Source organism: Methylobacterium sp. 17Sr1-1, assembly GCF_003173775.1.
Classification (GTDB): domain Bacteria; phylum Pseudomonadota; class Alphaproteobacteria; order Rhizobiales; family Beijerinckiaceae; genus Methylobacterium.
Genome location: NZ_CP029552.1, coordinates 4,585,919 through 4,605,511 on the forward strand (window position 1 = coordinate 4,585,919; position 19,593 = coordinate 4,605,511).

Consider the following 19,593-nt stretch of genomic DNA (forward strand, 5'->3'; position numbering starts at 1 on the left):
CCCTGCCTTACCGCCGCGCCGCCAGCAGATCCCGGATCTCCGTCAGGATCTTCACGTCGGCCGGATCCTCCTTCGCCACCTCCTCGCGCCGGACCAGCTGGTTCATGCCGCGGATCACCAGGAACAGCACGAAGGCGACGATCACGAAGTTGAGCGCCACGGTGACGAACTGGCCGTAGCCGATCACCGCGCCCTGCTTCTTGGCCTCGGCATAAGCGAGGCCGGTCTGCACCTTCGAGGAGAGGGGCAGGTAGTAGTTCGAGAAATCGAGCCCGCCGGTGATCGCCCCCACCGTCGGCATGATGACGTCCTGCACCAGCGAGGTGACGATGGCCCCGAAGGCCGCGCCGATCACCACGCCGACCGCGAGGTCGACGACGTTGCCGCGCAGGGCGAACTTCTTGAATTCCTCGAGCATGTCGGGTCTCCTCGCAGGCGCCGGTCGGCGCGACCGCTCACACAGCGAAGCTGGGGCGCGATCGCCCGAGGGGGAGTCGTCCGATGGCGGATTGGGATGCGGGCCAGTACCTGAAATTCGCTGACGAGCGCACGCGGCCGGCCGCCGACCTGCTGGCGCGGGTGCCGCTCTCCGCCCCCGCCCGGGCGGTCGATCTCGGCTGCGGGCCCGGCAACAGCACGGCGCTCCTGGCGGCACGCTTCCCGACAGCCACGATCACCGGCCTCGATTCCTCGCCCGCGATGCTGGAGGAGGCGCGCCGCACGCTCCCGGACCTCACCTTCGTCGAGGCCGACCTCGCCGCCTGGGAGCCGGACGAAAAGCCCGACCTGATCTTCGCCAACGCCGTGCTGCAATGGCTGCCGGACCATGCCCGCCTGCTGCCGCGCCTCGCCGGCTTCCTGGCGCCGGGCGGCTGCCTCGCCGTGCAGATGCCGGACAACCTCGACGAGCCGTCGCACCGGCTGATGCGCGAGGTGGCGCAAGAGGCGCCGTTCCGCGAGGCGCTCGCCGGCGCGGCCGGCGCCCGCACCGCGCTCGGCTCGTTCCAGGATTACGATGCGTGGCTGTCGCGGACGGGCTGCACGGTCGATCTGTGGCGCACGGCCTACGTCCATCCGCTGCAAGGGCACCGCGGCATCGTCGAGTGGGTGCGCTCCACGGGTCTGCGGCCGTTCCTGGGGCCCCTGGACCCGAAGCAGCGGGCCGAGTACCTCGCCCGCTACGAGGAGGCGTTGCGCCGGGCCTATCCGGCGCAAGGTGACGGGCGGGTGCTGCTGCCGTTTCCGAGGCTCTTCATCGTGGCGCGGCGGGCCTGACCCGGCGCCTGATCGCCCGGGTCGGGATCCTACGACCGACATGAAATCCTCCGTGTCATCCCGGGGCCGCGTAGCGGAACCCGGGATGACACGGAGAGATGTCGGCGGATGTGCCGGAGTGATGGACCTGAACGATTCACGGGCTCTCAGCCCGCCGGCGCCTCGTCGCTCGGGAGCGCGGGGCCTTGCGCCGCCTCCGTCTTGAGCTTGCGCCGGTACTGGTTGGCACCGATCGGGATCGCCACGAGATAGCCGAGGCTGAGCAGCGCCAGGATCTCGAACGGGAAGCTGATCAGGAGCCCGAACGCCGCCACCGTCACGACGAAGATCGGCAGCACGTATTCCCGCGGCACCCGCTTGCCGACGGTCTTGCCCGAGAAGGTCGGCACCGTGGAGATCACGAGGAGAGCGATCACCAGCGTGTAGATCAGCGCCACCGGCGCGAGGCCGGGCGCCATCTCGAAGCCGAGGAAATGCAGGTAGAGCGGCAGCATCACCGTCAGCGCACCGGCCGGGGCCGGCATGCCGACGAAGAAGTCCTTCTTCCATTCCGGCCGGTTGGGATCGTCCAGCATCACGTTGAAGCGGGCGAGGCGCAGGGCCATCGCGATGGCGAAGATCAGGGCGACGATCCAGCCGAGCTGCTTCAGGTTGTGCAGCACGAAGCTGTAGAGGATCAGCGCCGGGGCGCAGCCGAAATTGACGAAGTCGGCGAGGGAGTCGAGTTCGGCGCCGAAGCGCGAGGTGCCCTTGAGCAGCCGCGCCACCCGCCCGTCGACACCGTCGAGCACCGCGGCGGCGATGATCGCGATCACCGCCGGCTCGAACTTGCCCTCGAAGCCGAAGCGCACGGCGGTGAGCCCGAGGCAGACCGCCATCAGGGTGATCATGTTGGGAATGATCATCCGCACCGGCACCGGCTTGAACCGGCGCGGTTTGGGCTCGTTCGGCTCCGGCGCGAAGGGCGGGAAGAGGTCGTCCATGGCGGGTCCCTCCCCTGTCAGGTGCGGCGGAACTGCCGCACCGGGCCGGTCCCGCGCAGGTCGGCGAGCACGGTCTCGCCGGCCACCGCCTTCTGGCCGAGGCCGACCAGCACCCGGGTGCCCGCCGGCAGGTAGACGTCGACCCGGGAGCCGAAGCGGATCAGGCCGAAGCGGTCGCCGACGGTGAGGTCGTCGCCGGGCTTGACCCAGTCGACGATGCGGCGTGCGACGAGGCCGGCGATCTGCACCACGCCGATCCGCACCGGCTCGCCGTTCTGGCGCGTCTCGATGACGAGGCCGTTGCGCTCGTTGTCCTCGCTCGCCTTGTCGAGCTCGGCATTGAGGAAGAGGCCCGGGGTGTAGTGGACCTGGTCGATGCGGCCCGTGACCGGCACCCGGTTCACGTGGCAGTCGAACACGTTCATGAACACCGAGATCCGCAGCATCGGCACCGACGGCAGGTCGAGCTCGGAGGGCGGCAGCACGGTGCTGATCAGGTTCACCCGCCCGTCTGCCGGCGAGATCACCAGGCCGTCGCCGACCGGCACGATCCGCTCGGGGTCGCGGAAGAAGTAGCAGACCCACAGCGTCAGGATGAAGAAGATCCAGCCGAGGAACTGCACGAAGGTGCCGGCGAGCACCGTCAGCACGATGCCGATCGCGATGAAGGGATAGCCCTCCTTGTGGATCGGCACCAGTACGCGGCGGATCGTCTCGAACAGGTCGGTCATGAGTCCTCGGATGCGTCCTCGGGCCGTCTCGCCGGTCGCGAGCGCGCCGGTCTCTGCGCCCGCGGATGGCAGGCGCATGGCTTCACGTCAATTGTCAGATCGGCGCGGGGCGCGCCCCGCGCGCCGGATCGGCGCGAATCGCCTCACGACACCGCGGCGGGCTCGGGCGCCTTCGCCACCGGACCAGGGATCTCCCCCGGCTCCAGATGCGTGCGCAGGCTCGTTCCTTCTTCCGCCTCCGCGCGCTTCAGCGCCTCGCGGGCCGCATCCGCCTCGCGCTGACGGTTCCACATCGCCGCGTAGACACCACCCTGGGCGAGCAGCGCCAGATGGGTGCCGCGCTCGGCGATGCGGCCCTGGTCGAGGACGATGATCTCGTCGGCGCCGACCACGGTCGAGAGGCGGTGGGCGATGACGAGGGTGGTGCGGCCGCGGCTGACCCGGTCGAGGGCGTCCTGGATCTCGCGCTCGGTGAAGGAATCGAGGGCCGAGGTCGCCTCGTCGAGGACGAGGATCGGCGGTCCCTTCAGGATGGTGCGGGCGATGGCGACGCGCTGCTTCTCGCCGCCCGAGAGCTTCAGGCCGCGCTCGCCGACCGGGGTGTCGTAGCCCTCCGGCAGGGCGGCGATGAAGCGGTCGATCTGGGCGAGGCGGGCCGCCTCGCGCACCTCCTCCTCGGAGGCCTCCCAGCGGCCGTAACGGACGTTGTAGCCGATCGTGTCGTTGAACAGCACCGTGTCCTGCGGCACCATGCCGATCGCGGCGCGCAAGCTGTCCTGCTGGACGGCCGCGATGTCCTGCCCGTCGATCGTGATGCGTCCCGATTGCGGCTCGTAGAACCGGAACAGCAGGCGCGACAGGGTGGATTTTCCGGCCCCGGACGGCCCGACGATCGCGACCGTGCGGCCGGCCGGCACCGTGAAGCTGATGCCGCGCAGGATCGGCCGCTCCGGCACGTAGGCGAAGTGCACGTCCTCGAACCGCACCACCGCGTCGGCGATCGCGAGCGGGGCCGCGCCCGGCCGGTCGGCGATCTCCGGGTTGCGGTGCAGGATCTTGAACATGTCGTCGATGTCGATCAGGGCCTGCTTGATCTCGCGGTAGATCATGCCCATGAAGTTGAGCGGCATCGAGAGCTGCACCAGCATGGTGTTGACCAACACGAAGCCGCCGATCGTCGCCCGCCCGGCCATGATGTCTCGGGCCGCCAGCCACATCACCACGCTCATGCCAATCGTGAAGATCACCGCCTGACCGGCATTGAGTACCGCGAGCGAGACGTAGGTCTGGGTCGAGGCCTTCTCGTAGCGTGCCATCGACTGGTCGTATCGCTCGGTCTCGCGCCTTTCCGCGCCGAAATACTTCACCGTCTCGTAGTTGAGCAGCGAATCGACCGCCTTGGTGTTGGCGTCGGTGTCGGAATCGTTCATCCGCCGGCGGATGGCGATGCGCCACTCCGTGGCCTTGTAGGTGTAGCCGAGATAGGCCGCCACCATCACCAGCACGACGAGGGAATAGGAGAGGCTGAACTCGTAGGCGAGCGTACCGAGCACGAGCAGGAACTCGACGATGGTCGGTACAAGCGTCAGCACCATCAATCGCGAGAGTTCCTCGATGCCGTTGCGCCCGCGCTCCAGCACCCGGGTCAGGCCGCCCGTCTTGCGCTCGAGGTGGAAGCGCAGGGACAATTGGTGCATGTGCCGGAAGGTCTGGAGCGCCAGGCGCCGCACCGCGTGCATCGCCACCTTGGCGAACAGCCCGTCGCGGACCTGGGTCAGGAGCGCCATGGCGATCCGGGTGGCGCCGTAGAGCCCGATCATCAGGGCCGGCGCGGCCCAGATCCCGGTCGGGACCGATTCTTCCTTGCCTCCCACCACCGCCACCAGGGCGTCGGTCGCCCACTTGAAGGTGAACGGCATCGCCAGGGTGACCACCTTGGCGACGAGCAGGAGGCCGAAGGCGACGAAGACGCGGCGCTGCAGGTCGGGCCGGCCGTGGGGCCAGAGATAGGGCCACAGGCGGCGGTAGGTGGCGACGAGGCCGGGCCGCTCGGGCTCGGCCGGGGAGTTCGGATCAGTGGACAAGGGCCGGTTCCGGACGGATTTTCGCGCCGCATATAGGCCATGACCGAACGACGGGACAGCGCGCCCGACGCGGCCCGGACCTGCGGCGGGGCCGTCCCGGCCTCGGCGACGGGCTCTTCGACTTGCCGGCTCTTCGACGGCGGAAACCCGCGCGACACGTCGCGGAAACCCGCCTAGAACGGCGGCATTCCGGCCGCGCCGGCCTCGCGCGTCCCCTCCCCTTTCGTCACGCCCGGATCGTCCATGCTGCTCCCGTCCTCCCGCGATGTTCGGCGCCCGCGCCCCGGGCCGGCCCTGCTGCCCGTGCACGCGCCACCGTCCTGGGGCGGGGATGCGACGGCTGCCGTGCTCGAACGCTGCCTCGCGCGCTGGCGCCGCTACGAGACCGCGACCGTCGATCCGGCGGTCTCGACCCACGACGACATGCTGGTCGACACGCCGGAGGGCCGGGCGCATTACCGCCATGTCGGGCTCTCGGCCCTGCGCCTGATCACCGAGGCGATGCTCCTGACCGGGCGCACCGATCCGAGGCGCATCCTCGACCTGCCCTGCGGCGGCGGGCGGGTGACGCGCCACCTGGTCAAATTCTTCCCCGAGGCCGAGATCGCGGTCGCCGACCTCGACGCCCGCAAGGTGGCGGACGTGGTCGCGCAATTCGGCGTGACCGAGATCAAGAGCAGCAAGGACTTCTCCGCCCCCCTGCCCGGCGCCTACGACCTGATCTTCGTCGGCTCGCTGGTCACGCATTTCGACGCGCCGCTCTTCGCCCGGGCGGTGAACGTGATGATCGACGCGCTCGCCCCCGGCGGCGTGCTGGTCCTGACCTCGGCCGGGCGCAACTGGGCTGCGCTCGCAGGCGTGCAGGACCGCGACGCGGGGCTGGTGCCCCAGCGCTGGTGGCGGGCGGCCCTGGCGCTGGTCGGAGGGAAGAAGGCTTCGCACCGCCTGCGCGTGCTGGAGAGCGACTACGCCCGGCACGGCTTCGGCTACACCGAGGTGCGGAGCTGGACGAAGCTCTACGGCCAGAGCTACGGCGGCAGCTTCGCGGCGCCGTCCTGGCTGATGCGGGTGGTCGAGGAGCGGAACGACGCCCTGGTGATCGGCCTCAAGGAGCGTGGCTTCGACAACCTCCTCGACGCGACGCTGATCCAGCGGGCGGGCTGAGGCAGTCGGGCGGCTGGGCGCCTGTTCGATAAAGCTCTCAAAGCCTCCATGTCATCCTGGAGCCGCGCAGCGGAACCCGGGATCGATAACCGCCGACGTTTCAGGACGAAGCGGAACGCTGCCCGCCTTTCCAGGCACCGTCAGCGGTTATGGATCCCGGGTTCTCGGCAAGCCTCGCCCCAGGATGACGAGGAGGGTGACGATGCTGTCCGTTCAGTCGAACAGGCTCTCACCCGCGGCTCTCCGGCTCCCGCGCCTGCGGCCCCTCGCCCGGCAGCACGAAGACCTGGCCGGGATAGATCCGGTTCGGGTCGCGGATCTGGCGCTGGTTGGCGTCGAAGATCACCGTGTAGCGCAGGCCCTTGCCGTAGGCCCGGCGGCTGATGCTCCACAGGTTGTCGCCGCGGATGACCTTCGCGGTGCTGATGCCGGGCACGAACACCGTGCCGGCTTCGGCGGGACTCTGCGCCGCCTCCGCGCCCGGCGCCCCGGCGGGGGCCAGGGCCGTGGCCGTCGCGCCCGCGGGCGGAACGGCGGCGGAGGGCGCCACCGCGACCACGGGGCCGCTCGCCGCCGCGCCGCGCATCAGGGGCTGGCGCGCCGGCACCTCGGCCGCGCCGGTGACGGCCGGCCCGAGATTCGGCGGCACCGCGAAGGCGGTCTCGGCGCGGGTCTTGACCGAGCCGGTGGCGGGATCGACCTGGTCGATCCGCACCCGGTAGTCGCCGGGCTTGACCCCGCGCCCGATCGTGAAGGCGACCCGGCCGTCCGGCCCCGCCTGGCCGGGCGCCACCAGCGTGTCGTTGAGGTAGAGCCGCAGGTCCGCCCTGGGCGCTCCCTGCGCGGTGACGTAGAGCCGCCCGCCGGGCTCGGCATCGACGCCGACGACCTTGACCGGCTGGGGGCCGGCCGGGGGCCTGGTCTCGGCCTTGGCGGTTTCGACCTTGGCGGTTTCGACCTTGGCGGGCTCCGGCAGCGAGAGCACCGCGGTCGGCTGGCCGGGCACCGTCACGGCGACGAGGGGCTTGGTGCGGCGGTCCTCGGCCACCACCACCACGGCGCTGGCCCGGCTCGAGGCCGTGGCGCCGTCCGCCGCGGTGCTGCGCAGGGTGATCTCGTGGCTGCCGGGCGGCAGGGACGGCGGCACCAGGGCGAAGTTGCCGGCCTCGTCGGCCCGGGTGCGGGCGAAGGGCTGGCCGTCGCGCAGCACCTCGATCTCGGCCCCGGGCCGGCTGCGCCCGGCGAGCACGCTCGCCCCGTCGGGCTCGACCCGGAGGACGTCGAAGGACGGCGCGTCCCCCGCCGCGGCGGGCAGGTCGGGCTTCGCCGGCAGGGCGGCGAGGGGCGTCACGGCCGGCGCCGGCGCGGTCGTGCCCGGATGCGGCCCCGTCTCCTCCGGCGTGTCGAGCGAGAACAGCCGCGTGCCGCTCGCCGCGACGCCGATGAGCACGAAGCCGGCGACGAGGCCGACGGCCGCGAGGACGATTCCCCTGCGCAACTCGCTCGCCCGCAACTCCGTCGTCATGGCGCAACACTCCCGCTCACGGGTCCTCCCGGCCGATGGCCTCGCGTCGCGCGACCTTTCGCCTCCGGTCGACACGCCCACGCCATCGCCATCATAGTAACAGGACTGGCGGGGCGAGACCACGCGGCGCGCATCGCGCGGCTCGGCCGGAAACTTGCGTGGCGCAAGGTTGTAGTAGGGCTTGCCGGTTTCGGCTGCGAACGGTGCGGAGACTCGATGCGGACGGTTTGCGTGTATTGCGGTTCGGGGTTCGGCACCGATCCGGTCTTCGAGGCGACGGCGCGGGCGCTGGGGCGCCACCTGGCCGAGGCCGGCATCGCGCTCGTCTATGGCGGCGGCAATGTCGGGCTGATGGGCACGGTGGCGCGGGCGGTGCTCGACCATGGCGGTCACGTCACCGGCATCATCCCGGATTTTCTCAAGTCGCGCGAGCGGATGCTCGACGACGTGCAGGAGACCATCGTGGTCTCCGACATGCACACCCGCAAGAAGCTGATGTTCGACCGCTCCGACGCCTTCGTGGCCCTGCCGGGCGGCATCGGCACCCTGGAGGAGCTGGTCGAGCAGATGACCTGGTCGCAGCTCGGCCAGCACGCCAAGCCGATCCTGCTGCTCTCGGTGGCCGGCTTCTGGGCGCCGTTCCTCGCCCTCCTCGACCACATGCGCCGCACCGGCTTCATCCGCGAGGGGCTGGACCTCAGCTACCTTGTGACCGAGGCGCCGGACCAGGTGGTGCCGATGCTGCGCGAGGCGGTGCGCAAGGCGGCGCCGCGGCCGGAGGCCGAGGCGCTGATCGAGGAGAAGTTCTGAAGCCTACGACGGCTTGCGGAGGACCCTGCCGCCGTCGGTATCGATCCGGACACGGCAGCAGGTTTTACGATCTCTCCCCCTCACGACCTCATCCTGAGGTGCCGCGCAGCGGCCTCGAAGGAGGCCTCCAGAGATCGCTGTGGGTCCTGGAGCCCTCCTTGGCTCGCTTCGCTCACACCTCAGGATGAGGTCTTGGGTGGGATCCAACGTGTCACGTCACGAGGAGCTCAGCTTGACCACGACCCCGGACGCGAAGCCCCCGAACGACGGGCTGCCCTACCGCCTGATCACCGGCAAGGACGACGCCCATTTCTGCCGCCGGATCTCGGAGGCGCTGGCGCTGGGCTACAAGCTCTACGGCTCGCCCGCCTGCACCTTCAACGGTACGGACGTGATCGTGGCGCAGGCGATCGTCTGGCCAGCGGCCGTCAAGGAGTGAGGATGATCGGCCGGGCGTCGCGCCTCATCGCCCGGACGAGGGCGGGATTGGGGTGGAGCGCCGGATCGTTCCAGGCGCTCTGCGAGACGGGATGGGCCTGGATGTCGAGGCCGTCCTCGATCAGCCGGTCGTAGGAGAGGTCGGCGAGGAATCGTGCCTCGTCGATGATCCGCCATGCTCCATCGGCCAGGATCACCGCCACGTCGGCGTCGCTGTCGGGCTGGGCATCGCCCCGGGCACGGCTACCGAACAGGGAGAGACCGAGGAGACGCGCGCCGTAATGCCGACGCGCATCCGCGGCGAACCGCGCCAGGGCAGCCGACGCCTCGGCTTCCGTCGGCGGCCGCAGCACCTCCTCGATCGTCCGCATGCGGCCCTCCCCTACTGCCCCACCGTCCAGCTCGTCGTCCCGTCCTTGTTGTCCTTCACCGTCACCCCGAGCGCCGCGAGCGCCCCGCGGATCCGGTCGGACTCGGCCCAGTCCTTGCGCACGCGGGCCTCCTTGCGCTCGGCGATGAGCCGTTCCACGGCCGCGGCATCGACGCCGGAGGCCGCGACCGCCGCCTGCTCGCGCGCGGTCTTCGTCTGGCCCAGCAGCCCGAGCAGGCCGGCGCCGGCCCGCAACGCCGCCGGATCGTCGAGGCGGTGCACCTCGCCCAAAGCCGCCGGGGTGTTGAGGTCGTCGAGCAGCGGCTCGAGCACGCTGTCGGGCGCCGGGCCGGGGCTCGCGTCGCCGGCGGCGTCGTACCAGCGGTCGAGGGTGCGGCTCGCCTCGTCCAGGCCGCGGAGCGTCCAGTCGATCGGCTGGCGGTAATGGGTGCGCAGCATGGCGAGTCGCACGACCTCGCCGGGCCAATCCGCCAGCACCTCGCGCAGGGTGACGAAGTTGCCGAGCGACTTCGACATCTTCTCCCCCTCGACCTGCAGGAAGCCGTTGTGGAGCCAGATGTTGGCCATCACCGGCGTGTTAAAGCAGCAGCGGGATTGGGCCACCTCGTTCTCGTGATGGGGAAACACCAGGTCGATGCCGCCGGCATGGATGTCGAAGGTCTCGCCGAGATGCTTCCAGGCCATGGCCGAGCACTCGATGTGCCAGCCCGGCCGCCCCGGGACCGCGATCCCGCCCGGCGAGGGCCAGGAGGGCTCACCGGGCTTCGAGGGCTTCCACAGCACGAAGTCGAGCGGCGAGCGCTTGTAGGGTGCGACGTCGACCCGGGCCCCGGCCTCCATCTCGTCGAGGGGGCGGCGCGACAGCGCGCCGTAATCGGGCATCGAGGGCACGTCGAACAGCACGTGGTCCTCGGCGACGTAGGCGTGGCCGGCCGCCACCAGCCGGTCGATCAGCGCCGTCATCTCGACGATGTGGTCGGTCGCCCGCGGCTCGATCATCGCCGGAGGTTGTCCCGCCACGTTGACGTCGTCCGGCAGCAGGATGCCGAGGCGGCGGATGTCGTCGTGGAACTGCGCCAGCGTGCCGTCGGTGAGCTCGCGGATGGTGATGCCGCGCTCGGCCGCCCGGGCGTTGATCTTGTCGTCCACGTCCGTGACGTTCCGGGCATAGGTCACCGCCTCCGCCCCGTAGACGTGGCGCAGCAGGCGAAACAGCAGGTCGAAGACGATCAGCGGCCGGGCGTTGCCGATATGCGCCGCGTCGTAGACGGTCGGGCCGCAGGCATACATCCGCACCCGGCCCGAATCGATCGGCCGGAGCGGCTCCTTGGCCCGGGAGAGCGTGTTGTAGAGGCGCAACAGCGAGGCCATGAAACACCTGCGGGACGGGGTCGGGCCGGGATGCCGTCTGGCGCTCCGGCCGAGGTTCTAAGTCGTTGCCGGGTCGAGGATCGGACCCGGCCTTGCCGGTCACCGGGCGTCGCCGGCGCGGACGACCGGGCGGCCGCCTGTTGCACGGGTGAGACGCCACGGAGCGCCGATCCGGGTTAGCCCAATTCCGTGAGCAATTCGAGACGGCAGACGACGCGGGGCGCAACGCCCTGCCGGACCCTGCGTAATCGGCCCGCTCCCATGCTGCGTAGAGAGATTGTTTACCACCCACGCCCAGTGTCGGGCCGGAGCCGGATGCCGACGGCTCCGATCAGAAGGTTTGCCCCATGCGTCGCACCCTCGCCGTCCTCAGCGCCCTCGGTGTCCTGGTCTCCGTCGCCGGGCCGGCGCTGGCCGCATCGCAGACGCCCGGCGTGGAGAAGACCTTCCTGATCCCCTCCAGCGACGGCTACGGCGTCGCCGAGTGCCTGACCACCGGCGGCGAGTGCGGCCAGGTGGTGGCCGATGCCTGGTGCGAGTCGCAAGGCTACGCCAAGTCGGCCTCGTTCAGCATCGCCGCCCAGGACGAGTATACCGGCGCGATCGAGGCGGCTCCGGCCGTGAAGACCTCGGACCGTCCGATCCGGATCACCTGCCGGGATTAATCACGAGGGCCCCAATCCCCTTCCGTATCTGGAACAATACTATTCCATCCTGCCCGCGACCTCATCCTGAGGTGGTGGGTGGGGTCGATGTAAGAATGTGTGGGGCTCAGCCTCGCACGCTATCGCAGGCCGCTCCACCCGGCACATGCGCTTCATCCGCAGGCGCCCTGACCCGCTGGCGCGCCGCCCGGATCCCGCTATCTCGGATCGGACGGACCGACCACCGGGTTGGGAGCGGGAGAAGCAGGATGATCCGAAGCCTTGCCATCATCGCCGCGGTCCTGATGCCGAGCCTGGCGCTCGCCGCCCCGCGGGGCCGCGAGCCCGTCGGCCCGGTCGTCCCCGGCCTGCCCGGCTCCGATTGCCGGCTCTGGTCCCCGTTCGATCACGACGTCGTCGGCTCCGCCCCGCGCCCGGGCGCCCGGCCGGTGCGGGCCGCGAGCGGCTGGGGCCGCACCGCCTACGGCTACGGCACCGGCGGCGCCTCGGCCTCCGGTGCGGTCGCGTTCCCGGCCGACAGCGCGGCGGAGTGCGACATCGGCGAGCTGACCTTCGGCCGCGCCGGCCTCGACATCCTGCCGCGCTGAGCCCGGGTCAGGTGCCCGGCTGGCCGTGCACCGCCTTGTAGAAGAAGTCCTTCCACTCCTTCGGCCGGTTCTTCAGCACCCCGGCCTTCGCCAGGTGCTCGGCCTGCAGCATCGTGCCGTAGGGCGTGGTCGAGAACACGACGCCGGGCTGCTTCATCATCGCGACGAGCTCGTCGGGCTCGAACTTCTCCTTGGTCGCCCCGAGATAGAGCTCGGCCGCCCGCTTCGGGTCGTCGCGGATCAGCGCGTTGGCCTCGTCGATGGCGGCGAGCACCGCGGCGGTGGTCTTCGGGTTCTGCTCCATGAACTTGCCGCGGCCGAACACGATGGCGTTGCTCAACGGCCCCCCGACCACGTCGTAGGAGTTGAGCACGACGTGGATCTTCGGGTCCTTCAGCTCGATCTGCTGGTAGGGCGGCAGCGAGAAGTGGCTGTTGACCTCGCTGGTGCCGCCGAGCAGCGCGCCGACCGCGTCGGGGTGGCCGAGCTGGATCGTGATCGCGTCGAGCTTGTTGCGGCCGGCCTCGCCGAACTGGCGCTCGGCGGCGATCTGCAGCATCACGGCCTGGGCCGAGACCTTCACGGTCGGCACCGCGATCCGGTCCTTGGCCGAGAAGTCGGCGAGCGTCTTCACCGCCGGGTTGCGGGTGACGAGCAGCATCGGCGCGCCGGCCGAGGCGGCGAGCCCCTTCACCTCGCCCCGCGTGCGGTCCCAGGCGAGCAGCAGGTTGGTGGCGCCGCTGGTGACGAAATCGACGTTGCCGGAGATCAGCGCGTCGACCGAGGCGCCGCCGCTGGTCAGCGTGACCCAGCTCACCTTCACGTCGCCGAGGCCGGCCGCCGCGACGTGCTTCTCGACCAGGCGCTGCTGCTCGGCCAGCACCATCGGCATGTAGATCAGGCCGGGCTGGCGGGTGAAGCGGACCTCGCCGGTCTCGGCGTTTGCGGAGGTGGCGAGGCCGAGGACGACGGCCAGCGCGCCGACGGCGCGCCTGAGGAACGGCATGGGCGGATGCTCCCTGTTTCCCGGCCCCTGTCCGGACGCTCGAGGCCGAGCGCCCGCCGGTGCCGTGTCAGGGGGCCAGGGTCCGGAAATGCCCCGGAAACGTCAAGCCGCGACGAAGGGAGGGGGGGCGAGAATGACGGAGAGCGTGTCAGGCCGAGACGGCGGAGCCGGTCCGAGCCTGCGCGGCGCGGCTACGGTTCGCCACCATGCGGTCGTGCAGGCGGATGATCGTGCGCGAGCCGGTGCTGGTGAAGGCGAAGGGTAGAATGCCGTGCACCAGGCAGGCGAGGCCGCCGGCGATCATGCTGAGGCCGAAGCTGGTGGCGACACCCATATGCTCGACATAGGTCTCGCCGACGGAAGCCGGGTGCTCGGAGAAGGACAGCTTCGACATGGGAACCTCGGGCGAATCGGGGTCTTCGGAAGGCACCTGAGAATCGCACGGAGCCCGCGCAGACGGATTGCGAAATTCACCCGCACCCGGCATGGTCGCGCAATCCGTTTGCGTGAATTCGCGAGAGATTGGAAAAATTTCGCGTGGACGAGTTCGACCGAAAAATCCTGTTGTGCCTGCAGGAGAACGCGGCCGAATCGCTCGAGGCGATCGCCGCCCGGGTCGGCCTGTCGGCCTCGCCGTGCTGGCGGCGGATCCAGAAGCTGGAGGCGCAAGGGGTGATCCAGCGCCGCGTGGCGCTCCTCGATCCCGACCGGATGCGGGTCGGCGTCACGGTGTTCGTCTCGGTGCGCACCAACCGCCACACCGCCGACTGGGCCGAGCGCTTCTGCGCCGCCGTGGTCACGATCCCGGAAGTGGTCGAGTTCTACCGCATGAGCGGCGAAACCGATTACCTCTTGCGCATCGTCGTGCCCGACATCGCCGCCTACGACCGGGTCTACAAGCGGCTGATCCAGTCGGTCGACCTCTACGACGTCAGTTCGGCCTTCGCCATGGAGCGGATCAAGTACACGACGGCACTGCCGGTGACTTACGCGGAGTGAGCGAAGGCCGGGCCTTCACTGCGCGGGCCTGACATGCGCCCGGCGCCGGTTGCTTTCCGGGCCCGTCGGTTTAGCTGCGCGGCAAAGGCTTCGCCACGCCAAGACATTCCCCCGAGAAGAGCCACCATGACGACCTCCCGGACGACGCGCCGTCCCCTCGTGATCGCCGCCGTCATGGCCGCGATGGCGATGGTGGCGATCGAGGCGACGATCATCTCCACGGCGATGCCTGGCATCGTCGGCGAGCTCGGCGGGCTGTCGCTCTACGCCTGGGTCTTCTCCGGCTTCCTCCTCACCCAGACCGCCGCCACGATCGTGTTCGGCAAGCTCGCCGACATCCATGGCCGCAAGCCCGTGCTGCTCACTGGCATCGCGGTGTTCCTCGCGGCCTCGGTGCTGTGCGGCTTCGCCTGGTCGATGCCGGCGATGATCGCGTTCCGGCTGATCCAGGGCATCGGCGCGGGGGCCATCCAGCCCGTCGCGCTCACCATCGTGGGCGACCTCTACACCGCGCAGGAGCGCGGGCGGATCCAGGGCTTCCTCGCCAGCGTCTGGGCGATCTCGGCGGTGGTCGGGCCGGTGGCGGGCGGCTTCATCATCGCGCACGCCTCGTGGTCGTGGATCTTCTGGATCAACCTGCCGGTCGGCCTCGTCGCCTCGGGCCTGTTCATCGCCTTCCTGCACGAGGGCGAGCGGCGCGAGCGCCGGCCGGTCGATGCGGCGGGCGCGGCCCTGTTCACCCTCACGGTGGCGGCCCTGATGGTGGCGCTGACCGAGGCCGGCGAGGCGCGCTGGCGGGTCGTCGGCATCGCCGCCGGGCTCGGCCTCGTGGCGGCCGTGCTGCTGGCCTTCCAGGAGCGCCGGGCACGGGAGCCAGTGATCGACGCCTCGCTGTGGCGCCGCCGGCCGATCGCCGCCGCCAACGGCACCTCGCTCCTCGCCGGCATGGCGCTCATCGGGCTCACCACCTTCCTGCCGATGTACGTGCAGGGCGTGCTCGGGCAGACGCCGATCGTCGCCGGCATGGCGCTCACGGTCATGGTGCTCGGCTGGCCGATGGGCGCGACGCTGGCGGCGCGCTCCTTGCACCGCTTCAGCCTGCGCCGCATCCTGATCACCGGCAGCCTGATGCTGCCGCTCGGCGCCATCGCCATCGTGACGCTGCAGCCCGGCAGCCACCCGGCCCAGGCCGGAATCGGCTCGCTGGTCATGGGCTTCGGCATGGGGCTGGTCAGCAACGCGTCCCTGATGCTGATCCAGGAGATCGTGCCCTGGACCCAGCGCGGCAGCGCCACCGCCTCGAACATCTTCTCGCGCAACCTTGGCAGCACGCTCGGCGCCACGGTGTTCGGCGCGGTGCTCAACCACGGGCTCGCGGCCTCGGGCAGCACCGTCACGGCGGACAGCCTGCAGCAGGCGCTCGCGGCGGGCGGCCTGCCGGGCGAGGCCGAGACCGTGCGCCAGGTCCTGCAGCATGCCCTGCACCAGACCTTCTGGGCGGTGCTGCTGTTCTCCGCGGCGGCCTTCGCCACCGCGCTCCTCGTGCCGCACATCACCCTCGGGCGCGCCCGCGAGGTACCGGCGGAGTGATCCTCCCTCAGGAGGCGCGCGCCCGCGGATGCGCCGAGTCGAACGCGTCGAGCAGGCGGGCGGCATCGACCTTGGTGTAGACCTGCGTCGTCGCCAGGGAGGCGTGACCCAGGAGTTCCTGGATCGCCCGCAGGTCGCCCTGGCGGCCGAGCAGGTGGCTGGCGAAGGAGTGGCGGAGCGCGTGCGGCGTCGCGGTGTCGGGCAGGCCGAGCGCCCCGCGCATCGACGCGACGGCGAGCTGCACGATGCGCGGCGAGAGCGGACCGCCCTTGGCGCCGACGAAGAGCGGGCCCTCCGCCGGCAGCGCGTAGGGGCAGAGCTTCAGGTACTCCGCCACCGCGGCCTGGACCTGGGGGATCACCGGCACGCTGCGGGTCTTCTGGCCCTTGCCGACCACCGTCACGGCATCGATCCCGTCGACCGGCGCGTCGCGCCGCGTGAGGCCGAGCGCCTCCGAGATGCGCAGGCCCGAGCCGTAGAGGAGGGCCAGCACCGCGGCGTCGCGGGCCAGCACCCAGGCCGGGCGCTCCTCGCCGGCGCGGATGTCGGGGCTCGCCATCGCGATGGCCGCGGCGACGGGGAGCGGGCGGGGCAGGCGCCGCTCGACCTTGGGGGAGCGGATCGCACTGAGCGCCGCGACGCTGCCGTGCCCCTCGCGGTCGAGGTGGCGGGCGAAGGAGCGCAGGCCGGCCAACCCCCGCATCAGGCTGCGCCCGCCGACGCCCTCCTGCCGCCGCGCCGCCATGAAGCCGCGCAGGTCGCGGGGCTTCAGCCGGACCAGGGCCGGGATGTCGGGATTCGTCCCCTGACGGACCAGATGGGCGAGGAACTGGCGCAGGTCGCGCCGATAGGCCTCGACGGTGTTGGGCGACAGCCGCCGCTCCGCGGCCAGCCCTTCGAGCCAAGTGATCGCCGCCGCCCGCACGTCGGGCGCGCCGGGCAGCAGCAGGTCGGCGGGTTCGGCGCCGGGGGTCGGGTCGCTCATGGGGGCCGGGCTCCGGATCGAGGGGCGACGAGTAGGCCCCGGACCCGGTTGACAGCGAGTTGACGCGCGGGGCCTCAGGCTGAGGTGAAGCGCAGGGTCACCCCGTGGCGGGCGCTGGCGCCCGGCGCCAGCAAGCGCTGCGAATCGCGATCAACGAGCTCGCCGGAGAACCCCGCCCAGTCGGCGTGGCCGGTCCAGCATTCGAGGGACAGGAACGGCGCCGTCGGCCGGGTCCAGACCGCGAGGTGGGGAAAGTCTTCGGCTTCGAGCGCGATGGCCGCGCCCGACGGTGCGGTGAAGTGCATCGCCCGGCTGCGGGCGTTCAGGAACACCAGCGCCTCGGTGAACAGCGCGGGATCGAGGGGCAGGGTGTCGCCGTCGAGGGGCAAGGGCCGCTCGGAGCGCACCAGCAGGCCGCCGGCACCGACCTCCGGCACCGCGGGACGCTCCGGGTGCTCGAAGCGCACCGCGTAGCCGCCCCCGGCCGCCCGCTCACCGCCGGCGAAGGGCCAGGGGAAAGCCGGGTGGAAGCCGAGTCCGTAGGGCAGCGGCCCGGAGCCGGGATTGTGGACCTCGCAGGCGAAGGCGAGCGCCCCGTCCCGGACCGTGGCGGTGATGTCGAGCCGGAAGGCGAAGGGATAGTGCGTCCGGGTGTCAACGCTGTCGGTCAGGCGGAGCGTCACGCTGTCCTCGGCCTGCGCCACCACGGCGAAACGGCTGTCACGGGCGAAGCCGTGCTGCGCCATCGGGTAGGCGCGGCCCTCGACCGTGACGGCCCCTCCGGCGGAGGCGCCGACGACCGGGAAGAGCCAGGGCGCGTGCCGGTTCCAGTGAGCCGGATCGCCCGACCACAGGTACTCGGTGCCGCCGACCCGCCAGGATACCGGCTCGGCCCCGGTGAGGGCGAGGCGGGCGGTGGTGTCGCGGTGGCGGATCTCGACGGTGTCGCTCATCGGGGCCTCGTCTGGTACGAGGCCCCTGTTACCGGCTGAGGGCCGATCCGGGAATGGCCCTCACCCCCGCCGGGCGTAGTTGCGACGGGGCTGGCGCTGCTGGCGCGGCGGCACCTCGGCCTCGCCGCCGGCCAGGGCCTCGACTTGGAGGTCGGCCGGGCCGGTGCGCGGGAAGGTGTGGGCGAAGCGCTCGGCGGCGCCGCCGCGGACCTCGAACTTGGTCTCGCGGTCGAAGATGCGGATCGCGCCGATCTCCTCGCGGGTCACGTCGCCGCGGCGGCACAGCATCGGCAGCAGGCGGCGCGGGTCGGCGTTGTCGCGCCGGCCGACGTTGAGGCGGAACCACACGCTCGAGCCGAACGGCGCGCGCGGGGCGTCCCGGGCCGTGGTCTCGCGCCGGGGCGTCACGCCGCGGCCGGTGGCGAAGCCCGGATCGGTGACCTCCTCGGGCGAGGGCAGGCGCGAGCGGTAGGCCCGCACCAGGGCGGCGGCGAGGTCCTCGGCCGAGCGCTGGGCGAGCAGCGACTGGGCCATGGCGCGATCCTCGTCGCTCACCTCGTCGGTGACGAGGGGATCCTGGAGCAGGCGCTCCTGGTCGAGGGCGCGAATCTCGTCGGCCGGCGGCGGGCCGGACCACACCGGCACCACGTTCGCCCGCACCATCAGCTCCTCGGCGCGGCGGCGGCGCGACGGCGGCACCAGCAGCACGCTGATGCCCTTGCGCCCGGCCCGACCGGTGCGGCCCGAGCGGTGCTGCATCACCTCGGAATCGTTGGGCAATTCGGCGTGGATGACGAGGCCCAGACCCGGCAGATCGATGCCGCGGGCGGCGACGTCGGTGGCGACGCAGACCCGGGCGCGGCCGTCGCGCAGGGCCTGGAGCGCCGCGTTGCGCTCGCCCTGGCCGAGTTCGCCCGACAGGGCCACCGCCTGGAAGCCGCGCTCGGTCAGCACCGCCTGGAGGTGGCGCACGGAATTGCGGGTGTTGCAGAACACGATGGCGGTGCGCGCCTCGATCTGGCGCAGGGTGTTGACCACCACGAGCTCGGTCTCCCGCGGCAGGATGCGGAAGGCGCGGTACTCGATGTCGGCGTGGGCCTTGGTCTCGCCGACCACCGCGATGCGCATCGCGTCGCGCTGGTAGGCCTCGGCGAGCGCCACGATGGGCTTCGGCAGGGTCGCGGAGAACAGCAGCGTGCGCCGCTCGGCCGGCGTGGTGCCGAGGATGAATTCCAGGTCCTCGCGGAAGCCGAGATCCAGCATCTCGTCGGCCTCGTCGAGAACCGCGGCGCGCAATTGCGTGGGATCGAGGTTGCGCCGCTCCAGGTGGTCGCGCAGGCGGCCCGGGGTGCCGACCACGATGTGGGCGCCGTCCGCCAGCCAGCGGCTCTCACGCCGCGGATCCATGCCGCCGACGCAGGACACGACGCGGGCGCCGGCCGGCCCGTAGAGCCAGGACAATTCGCGGTGGACCTGGAGCGCCAGCTCACGGGTCGGCGCGATCACCAGCGCGAGCGGGGCGCCGGGCGCGGGCAGCATCTCGGCGTCGCCGAGGAGCGTACGGGCGAGCGCGAGGCCGTAGGCGACGGTCTTGCCGGAGCCGGTCTGGGCCGAGACGACGAGGTCGCGCCCCTCGGTCTCGGGCTCGAGGACGGCGGCCTGGACCGGCGTCGGGTCTTCGTAGCCGCGGTCGGCGAGGGCCTTGGCGAGCGGGGCGGGCAGAGCAGGAAAAGGCACGTGATTCGATCCCGGGTGAGGCGACGCGCGGGGATCGAATCGGCTCCGGAGGCCCAAGGCTTGGTAGCACATGGCCTCGTGGAGAGGGCCGGCCGCGTCGGCGGCGGGCGCTCTGCGGCGCGCGGGGAATCCCTACGGTCTTTTCGTGGAGGAGGGTGCTGTTACAGGGGTTCGGGGCGTAGGTCCACCCCGGGGGCGGGCTCCGCGGGCGGGCGCATGGCTGAGGAGGCGTCCGGTGCATGGGCGGATCGCTTTCGGGGTTCGTGCCTGGAACATGTCGGTTCCGCCAATGACCACCG

20 protein-coding genes are annotated in these 19,593 nt (G+C 71.4%); 8 read left to right on the top strand and 12 right to left on the bottom strand.

Annotated elements, in window-relative coordinates; all coding sequences use genetic code 11:
• Positions 1–7: 7 nt before the first annotated feature.
• Positions 8–418 carry a large conductance mechanosensitive channel protein MscL gene (gene mscL, locus DK412_RS20750; RefSeq protein ID WP_109973497.1) on the bottom strand — a complete coding sequence of 137 codons (411 nt, stop codon included), beginning with the start codon at positions 416–418 and terminating at the stop codon, positions 8–10.
• A gap of 83 nt (positions 419–501) precedes the next feature.
• Between mscL and tam the strand changes: the two genes are divergently transcribed.
• Positions 502–1,275: a trans-aconitate 2-methyltransferase gene (gene tam / locus DK412_RS20755; RefSeq protein ID WP_109973498.1), complete on the top strand. Its 774-nt coding sequence runs from the start codon at positions 502–504 to the stop codon at positions 1,273–1,275.
• Positions 1,276–1,421: 146 nt separating this feature from the next.
• On the opposite strand, the gene pssA is transcribed toward tam, so the two are convergent.
• The 3 genes from pssA to DK412_RS20770 form a co-directional block, all read right to left on the bottom strand.
• Positions 1,422–2,258 carry a CDP-diacylglycerol--serine O-phosphatidyltransferase gene (gene pssA, locus DK412_RS20760; RefSeq protein ID WP_109973499.1) on the bottom strand — a complete coding sequence of 279 codons (837 nt, stop codon included), beginning with the start codon at positions 2,256–2,258 and terminating at the stop codon, positions 1,422–1,424.
• A 17-nt stretch (positions 2,259–2,275) separates the two neighbouring features.
• Positions 2,276–2,989, bottom strand: coding sequence for a phosphatidylserine decarboxylase (locus DK412_RS20765; RefSeq protein ID WP_109973500.1), 714 nt, complete (start codon positions 2,987–2,989; stop codon positions 2,276–2,278).
• A gap of 143 nt (positions 2,990–3,132) precedes the next feature.
• Positions 3,133–5,073 carry an ABC transporter ATP-binding protein/permease gene (locus tag DK412_RS20770; protein WP_109973501.1) on the bottom strand — a complete coding sequence of 647 codons (1,941 nt, stop codon included), beginning with the start codon at positions 5,071–5,073 and terminating at the stop codon, positions 3,133–3,135.
• A 243-nt stretch (positions 5,074–5,316) separates the two neighbouring features.
• On the opposite strand from DK412_RS20770, the gene DK412_RS20775 reads away from it, so the two are divergent.
• The gene (locus tag DK412_RS20775) at positions 5,317–6,237 is read left to right on the top strand and encodes a class I SAM-dependent methyltransferase (protein WP_162596262.1); all 921 of its coding nucleotides are present in this window, start codon (positions 5,317–5,319) and stop codon (positions 6,235–6,237) included.
• A 229-nt stretch (positions 6,238–6,466) separates the two neighbouring features.
• On the opposite strand, the gene DK412_RS20780 is transcribed toward DK412_RS20775, so the two are convergent.
• Positions 6,467–7,762 (bottom strand): LysM peptidoglycan-binding domain-containing protein, encoded by a 1,296-nt coding sequence (locus tag DK412_RS20780; RefSeq protein ID WP_109973503.1) that lies wholly within the window; start codon positions 7,760–7,762, stop codon positions 6,467–6,469.
• Between the two features lie 216 nt (positions 7,763–7,978).
• On the opposite strand from DK412_RS20780, the gene DK412_RS20785 reads away from it, so the two are divergent.
• Complete coding sequence (locus DK412_RS20785; protein ID WP_109973504.1) at positions 7,979–8,572, top strand: TIGR00730 family Rossman fold protein; 594 nt, start codon at positions 7,979–7,981, stop codon at positions 8,570–8,572.
• 271 nt (positions 8,573–8,843) lie between these two features.
• Positions 8,844–9,011 (top strand): DUF1737 domain-containing protein, encoded by a 168-nt coding sequence (locus DK412_RS20790; protein ID WP_348629405.1) that lies wholly within the window; start codon positions 8,844–8,846, stop codon positions 9,009–9,011.
• Here the strand turns inward: DK412_RS20790 and DK412_RS20795 are convergent.
• Together DK412_RS20795 and cysS are read right to left on the bottom strand one after the other, a co-directional pair.
• Positions 9,001–9,381 (bottom strand): nucleotidyltransferase domain-containing protein, encoded by a 381-nt coding sequence (locus DK412_RS20795; protein WP_109973506.1) that lies wholly within the window; start codon positions 9,379–9,381, stop codon positions 9,001–9,003. The two genes, DK412_RS20790 and DK412_RS20795, sit on opposite strands and share 11 nt — an antisense overlap.
• 11 nt (positions 9,382–9,392) lie before the next feature.
• Positions 9,393–10,772 carry a cysteine--tRNA ligase gene (cysS, locus tag DK412_RS20800; protein WP_109973507.1) on the bottom strand — a complete coding sequence of 460 codons (1,380 nt, stop codon included), beginning with the start codon at positions 10,770–10,772 and terminating at the stop codon, positions 9,393–9,395.
• Positions 10,773–11,119: 347 nt separating this feature from the next.
• Between cysS and DK412_RS20805 the strand changes: the two genes are divergently transcribed.
• On the top strand, positions 11,120–11,437 hold the full coding sequence (locus DK412_RS20805) for a hypothetical protein (RefSeq protein ID WP_109973508.1): 318 nt from the start codon (positions 11,120–11,122) through the stop codon (positions 11,435–11,437).
• A 248-nt stretch (positions 11,438–11,685) separates the two neighbouring features.
• Positions 11,686–12,024: a hypothetical protein gene (locus DK412_RS20810; RefSeq protein ID WP_109973509.1), complete on the top strand. Its 339-nt coding sequence runs from the start codon at positions 11,686–11,688 to the stop codon at positions 12,022–12,024.
• 7 nt (positions 12,025–12,031) lie between these two features.
• Here the strand turns inward: DK412_RS20810 and DK412_RS20815 are convergent, their stop codons facing one another.
• Both DK412_RS20815 and DK412_RS20820 read right to left on the bottom strand, forming a co-directional pair.
• Positions 12,032–13,030 (bottom strand): ABC transporter substrate-binding protein, encoded by a 999-nt coding sequence (locus DK412_RS20815; protein WP_109973510.1) that lies wholly within the window; start codon positions 13,028–13,030, stop codon positions 12,032–12,034.
• A 148-nt stretch (positions 13,031–13,178) separates the two neighbouring features.
• Entirely contained in the window at positions 13,179–13,424 is a 246-nt protein-coding gene (locus DK412_RS20820) for a DUF6356 family protein (RefSeq protein WP_109973511.1), read from the bottom strand.
• Positions 13,425–13,567: 143 nt separating this feature from the next.
• On the opposite strand from DK412_RS20820, the gene DK412_RS20825 reads away from it, so the two are divergent.
• Positions 13,568–14,029 carry an Lrp/AsnC family transcriptional regulator gene (locus DK412_RS20825; RefSeq protein ID WP_048434174.1) on the top strand — a complete coding sequence of 154 codons (462 nt, stop codon included), beginning with the start codon at positions 13,568–13,570 and terminating at the stop codon, positions 14,027–14,029.
• Between the two features lie 126 nt (positions 14,030–14,155).
• On the top strand, positions 14,156–15,619 hold the full coding sequence (locus DK412_RS20830; RefSeq protein ID WP_109973512.1) for an MDR family MFS transporter: 1,464 nt from the start codon (positions 14,156–14,158) through the stop codon (positions 15,617–15,619).
• 7 nt (positions 15,620–15,626) lie between these two features.
• Here the strand turns inward: DK412_RS20830 and DK412_RS20835 are convergent, their stop codons facing one another.
• From DK412_RS20835 to DK412_RS20845, 3 genes are all read right to left on the bottom strand, one after another.
• Complete coding sequence (locus DK412_RS20835; RefSeq protein ID WP_109973513.1) at positions 15,627–16,604, bottom strand: tyrosine recombinase XerC; 978 nt, start codon at positions 16,602–16,604, stop codon at positions 15,627–15,629.
• Between the two features lie 74 nt (positions 16,605–16,678).
• A complete protein-coding gene (locus DK412_RS20840) occupies positions 16,679–17,557 on the bottom strand; it encodes an aldose 1-epimerase family protein (RefSeq protein WP_109973514.1) in 879 nt (292 codons plus the stop codon).
• 60 nt (positions 17,558–17,617) lie between these two features.
• Positions 17,618–19,294, bottom strand: a complete 1,677-nt coding sequence (locus DK412_RS20845) for a DEAD/DEAH box helicase (protein WP_109973515.1) — start codon at positions 19,292–19,294, stop codon at positions 17,618–17,620.
• Positions 19,295–19,593: the final 299 nt, after the last annotated feature.

Excerpts from the sequence above, each read along its gene's own strand:
- DK412_RS20835 (WP_109973513.1), bottom strand. The coding sequence starts at position 16,604 with ATGAGCGACCCGACCCCCGGCGCCGAACCCGCCGACCTGCTGCTGCCC.
- DK412_RS20805 (WP_109973508.1), top strand. The coding sequence starts at position 11,120 with ATGCGTCGCACCCTCGCCGTCCTCAGCGCCCTCGGTGTCCTGGTCTCC.
- DK412_RS20840 (WP_109973514.1), bottom strand. The coding sequence starts at position 17,557 with ATGAGCGACACCGTCGAGATCCGCCACCGCGACACCACCGCCCGCCTC.
- DK412_RS20810 (WP_109973509.1), top strand. The coding sequence starts at position 11,686 with ATGATCCGAAGCCTTGCCATCATCGCCGCGGTCCTGATGCCGAGCCTG.
- DK412_RS20820 (WP_109973511.1), bottom strand. The coding sequence starts at position 13,424 with ATGTCGAAGCTGTCCTTCTCCGAGCACCCGGCTTCCGTCGGCGAGACC.
- DK412_RS20815 (WP_109973510.1), bottom strand. The coding sequence starts at position 13,030 with ATGCCGTTCCTCAGGCGCGCCGTCGGCGCGCTGGCCGTCGTCCTCGGC.
- cysS (WP_109973507.1), bottom strand. The coding sequence starts at position 10,772 with ATGGCCTCGCTGTTGCGCCTCTACAACACGCTCTCCCGGGCCAAGGAG.
- DK412_RS20830 (WP_109973512.1), top strand. The coding sequence starts at position 14,156 with ATGACGACCTCCCGGACGACGCGCCGTCCCCTCGTGATCGCCGCCGTC.
- DK412_RS20775 (WP_162596262.1), top strand. The coding sequence starts at position 5,317 with ATGCTGCTCCCGTCCTCCCGCGATGTTCGGCGCCCGCGCCCCGGGCCG.
- tam (WP_109973498.1), top strand. The coding sequence starts at position 502 with ATGGCGGATTGGGATGCGGGCCAGTACCTGAAATTCGCTGACGAGCGC.
- mscL (WP_109973497.1), bottom strand. The coding sequence starts at position 418 with ATGCTCGAGGAATTCAAGAAGTTCGCCCTGCGCGGCAACGTCGTCGAC.
- DK412_RS20785 (WP_109973504.1), top strand. The coding sequence starts at position 7,979 with ATGCGGACGGTTTGCGTGTATTGCGGTTCGGGGTTCGGCACCGATCCG.
- pssA (WP_109973499.1), bottom strand. The coding sequence starts at position 2,258 with ATGGACGACCTCTTCCCGCCCTTCGCGCCGGAGCCGAACGAGCCCAAA.
- DK412_RS20780 (WP_109973503.1), bottom strand. The coding sequence starts at position 7,762 with ATGACGACGGAGTTGCGGGCGAGCGAGTTGCGCAGGGGAATCGTCCTC.
- DK412_RS20765 (WP_109973500.1), bottom strand. The coding sequence starts at position 2,989 with ATGACCGACCTGTTCGAGACGATCCGCCGCGTACTGGTGCCGATCCAC.
- DK412_RS20795 (WP_109973506.1), bottom strand. The coding sequence starts at position 9,381 with ATGCGGACGATCGAGGAGGTGCTGCGGCCGCCGACGGAAGCCGAGGCG.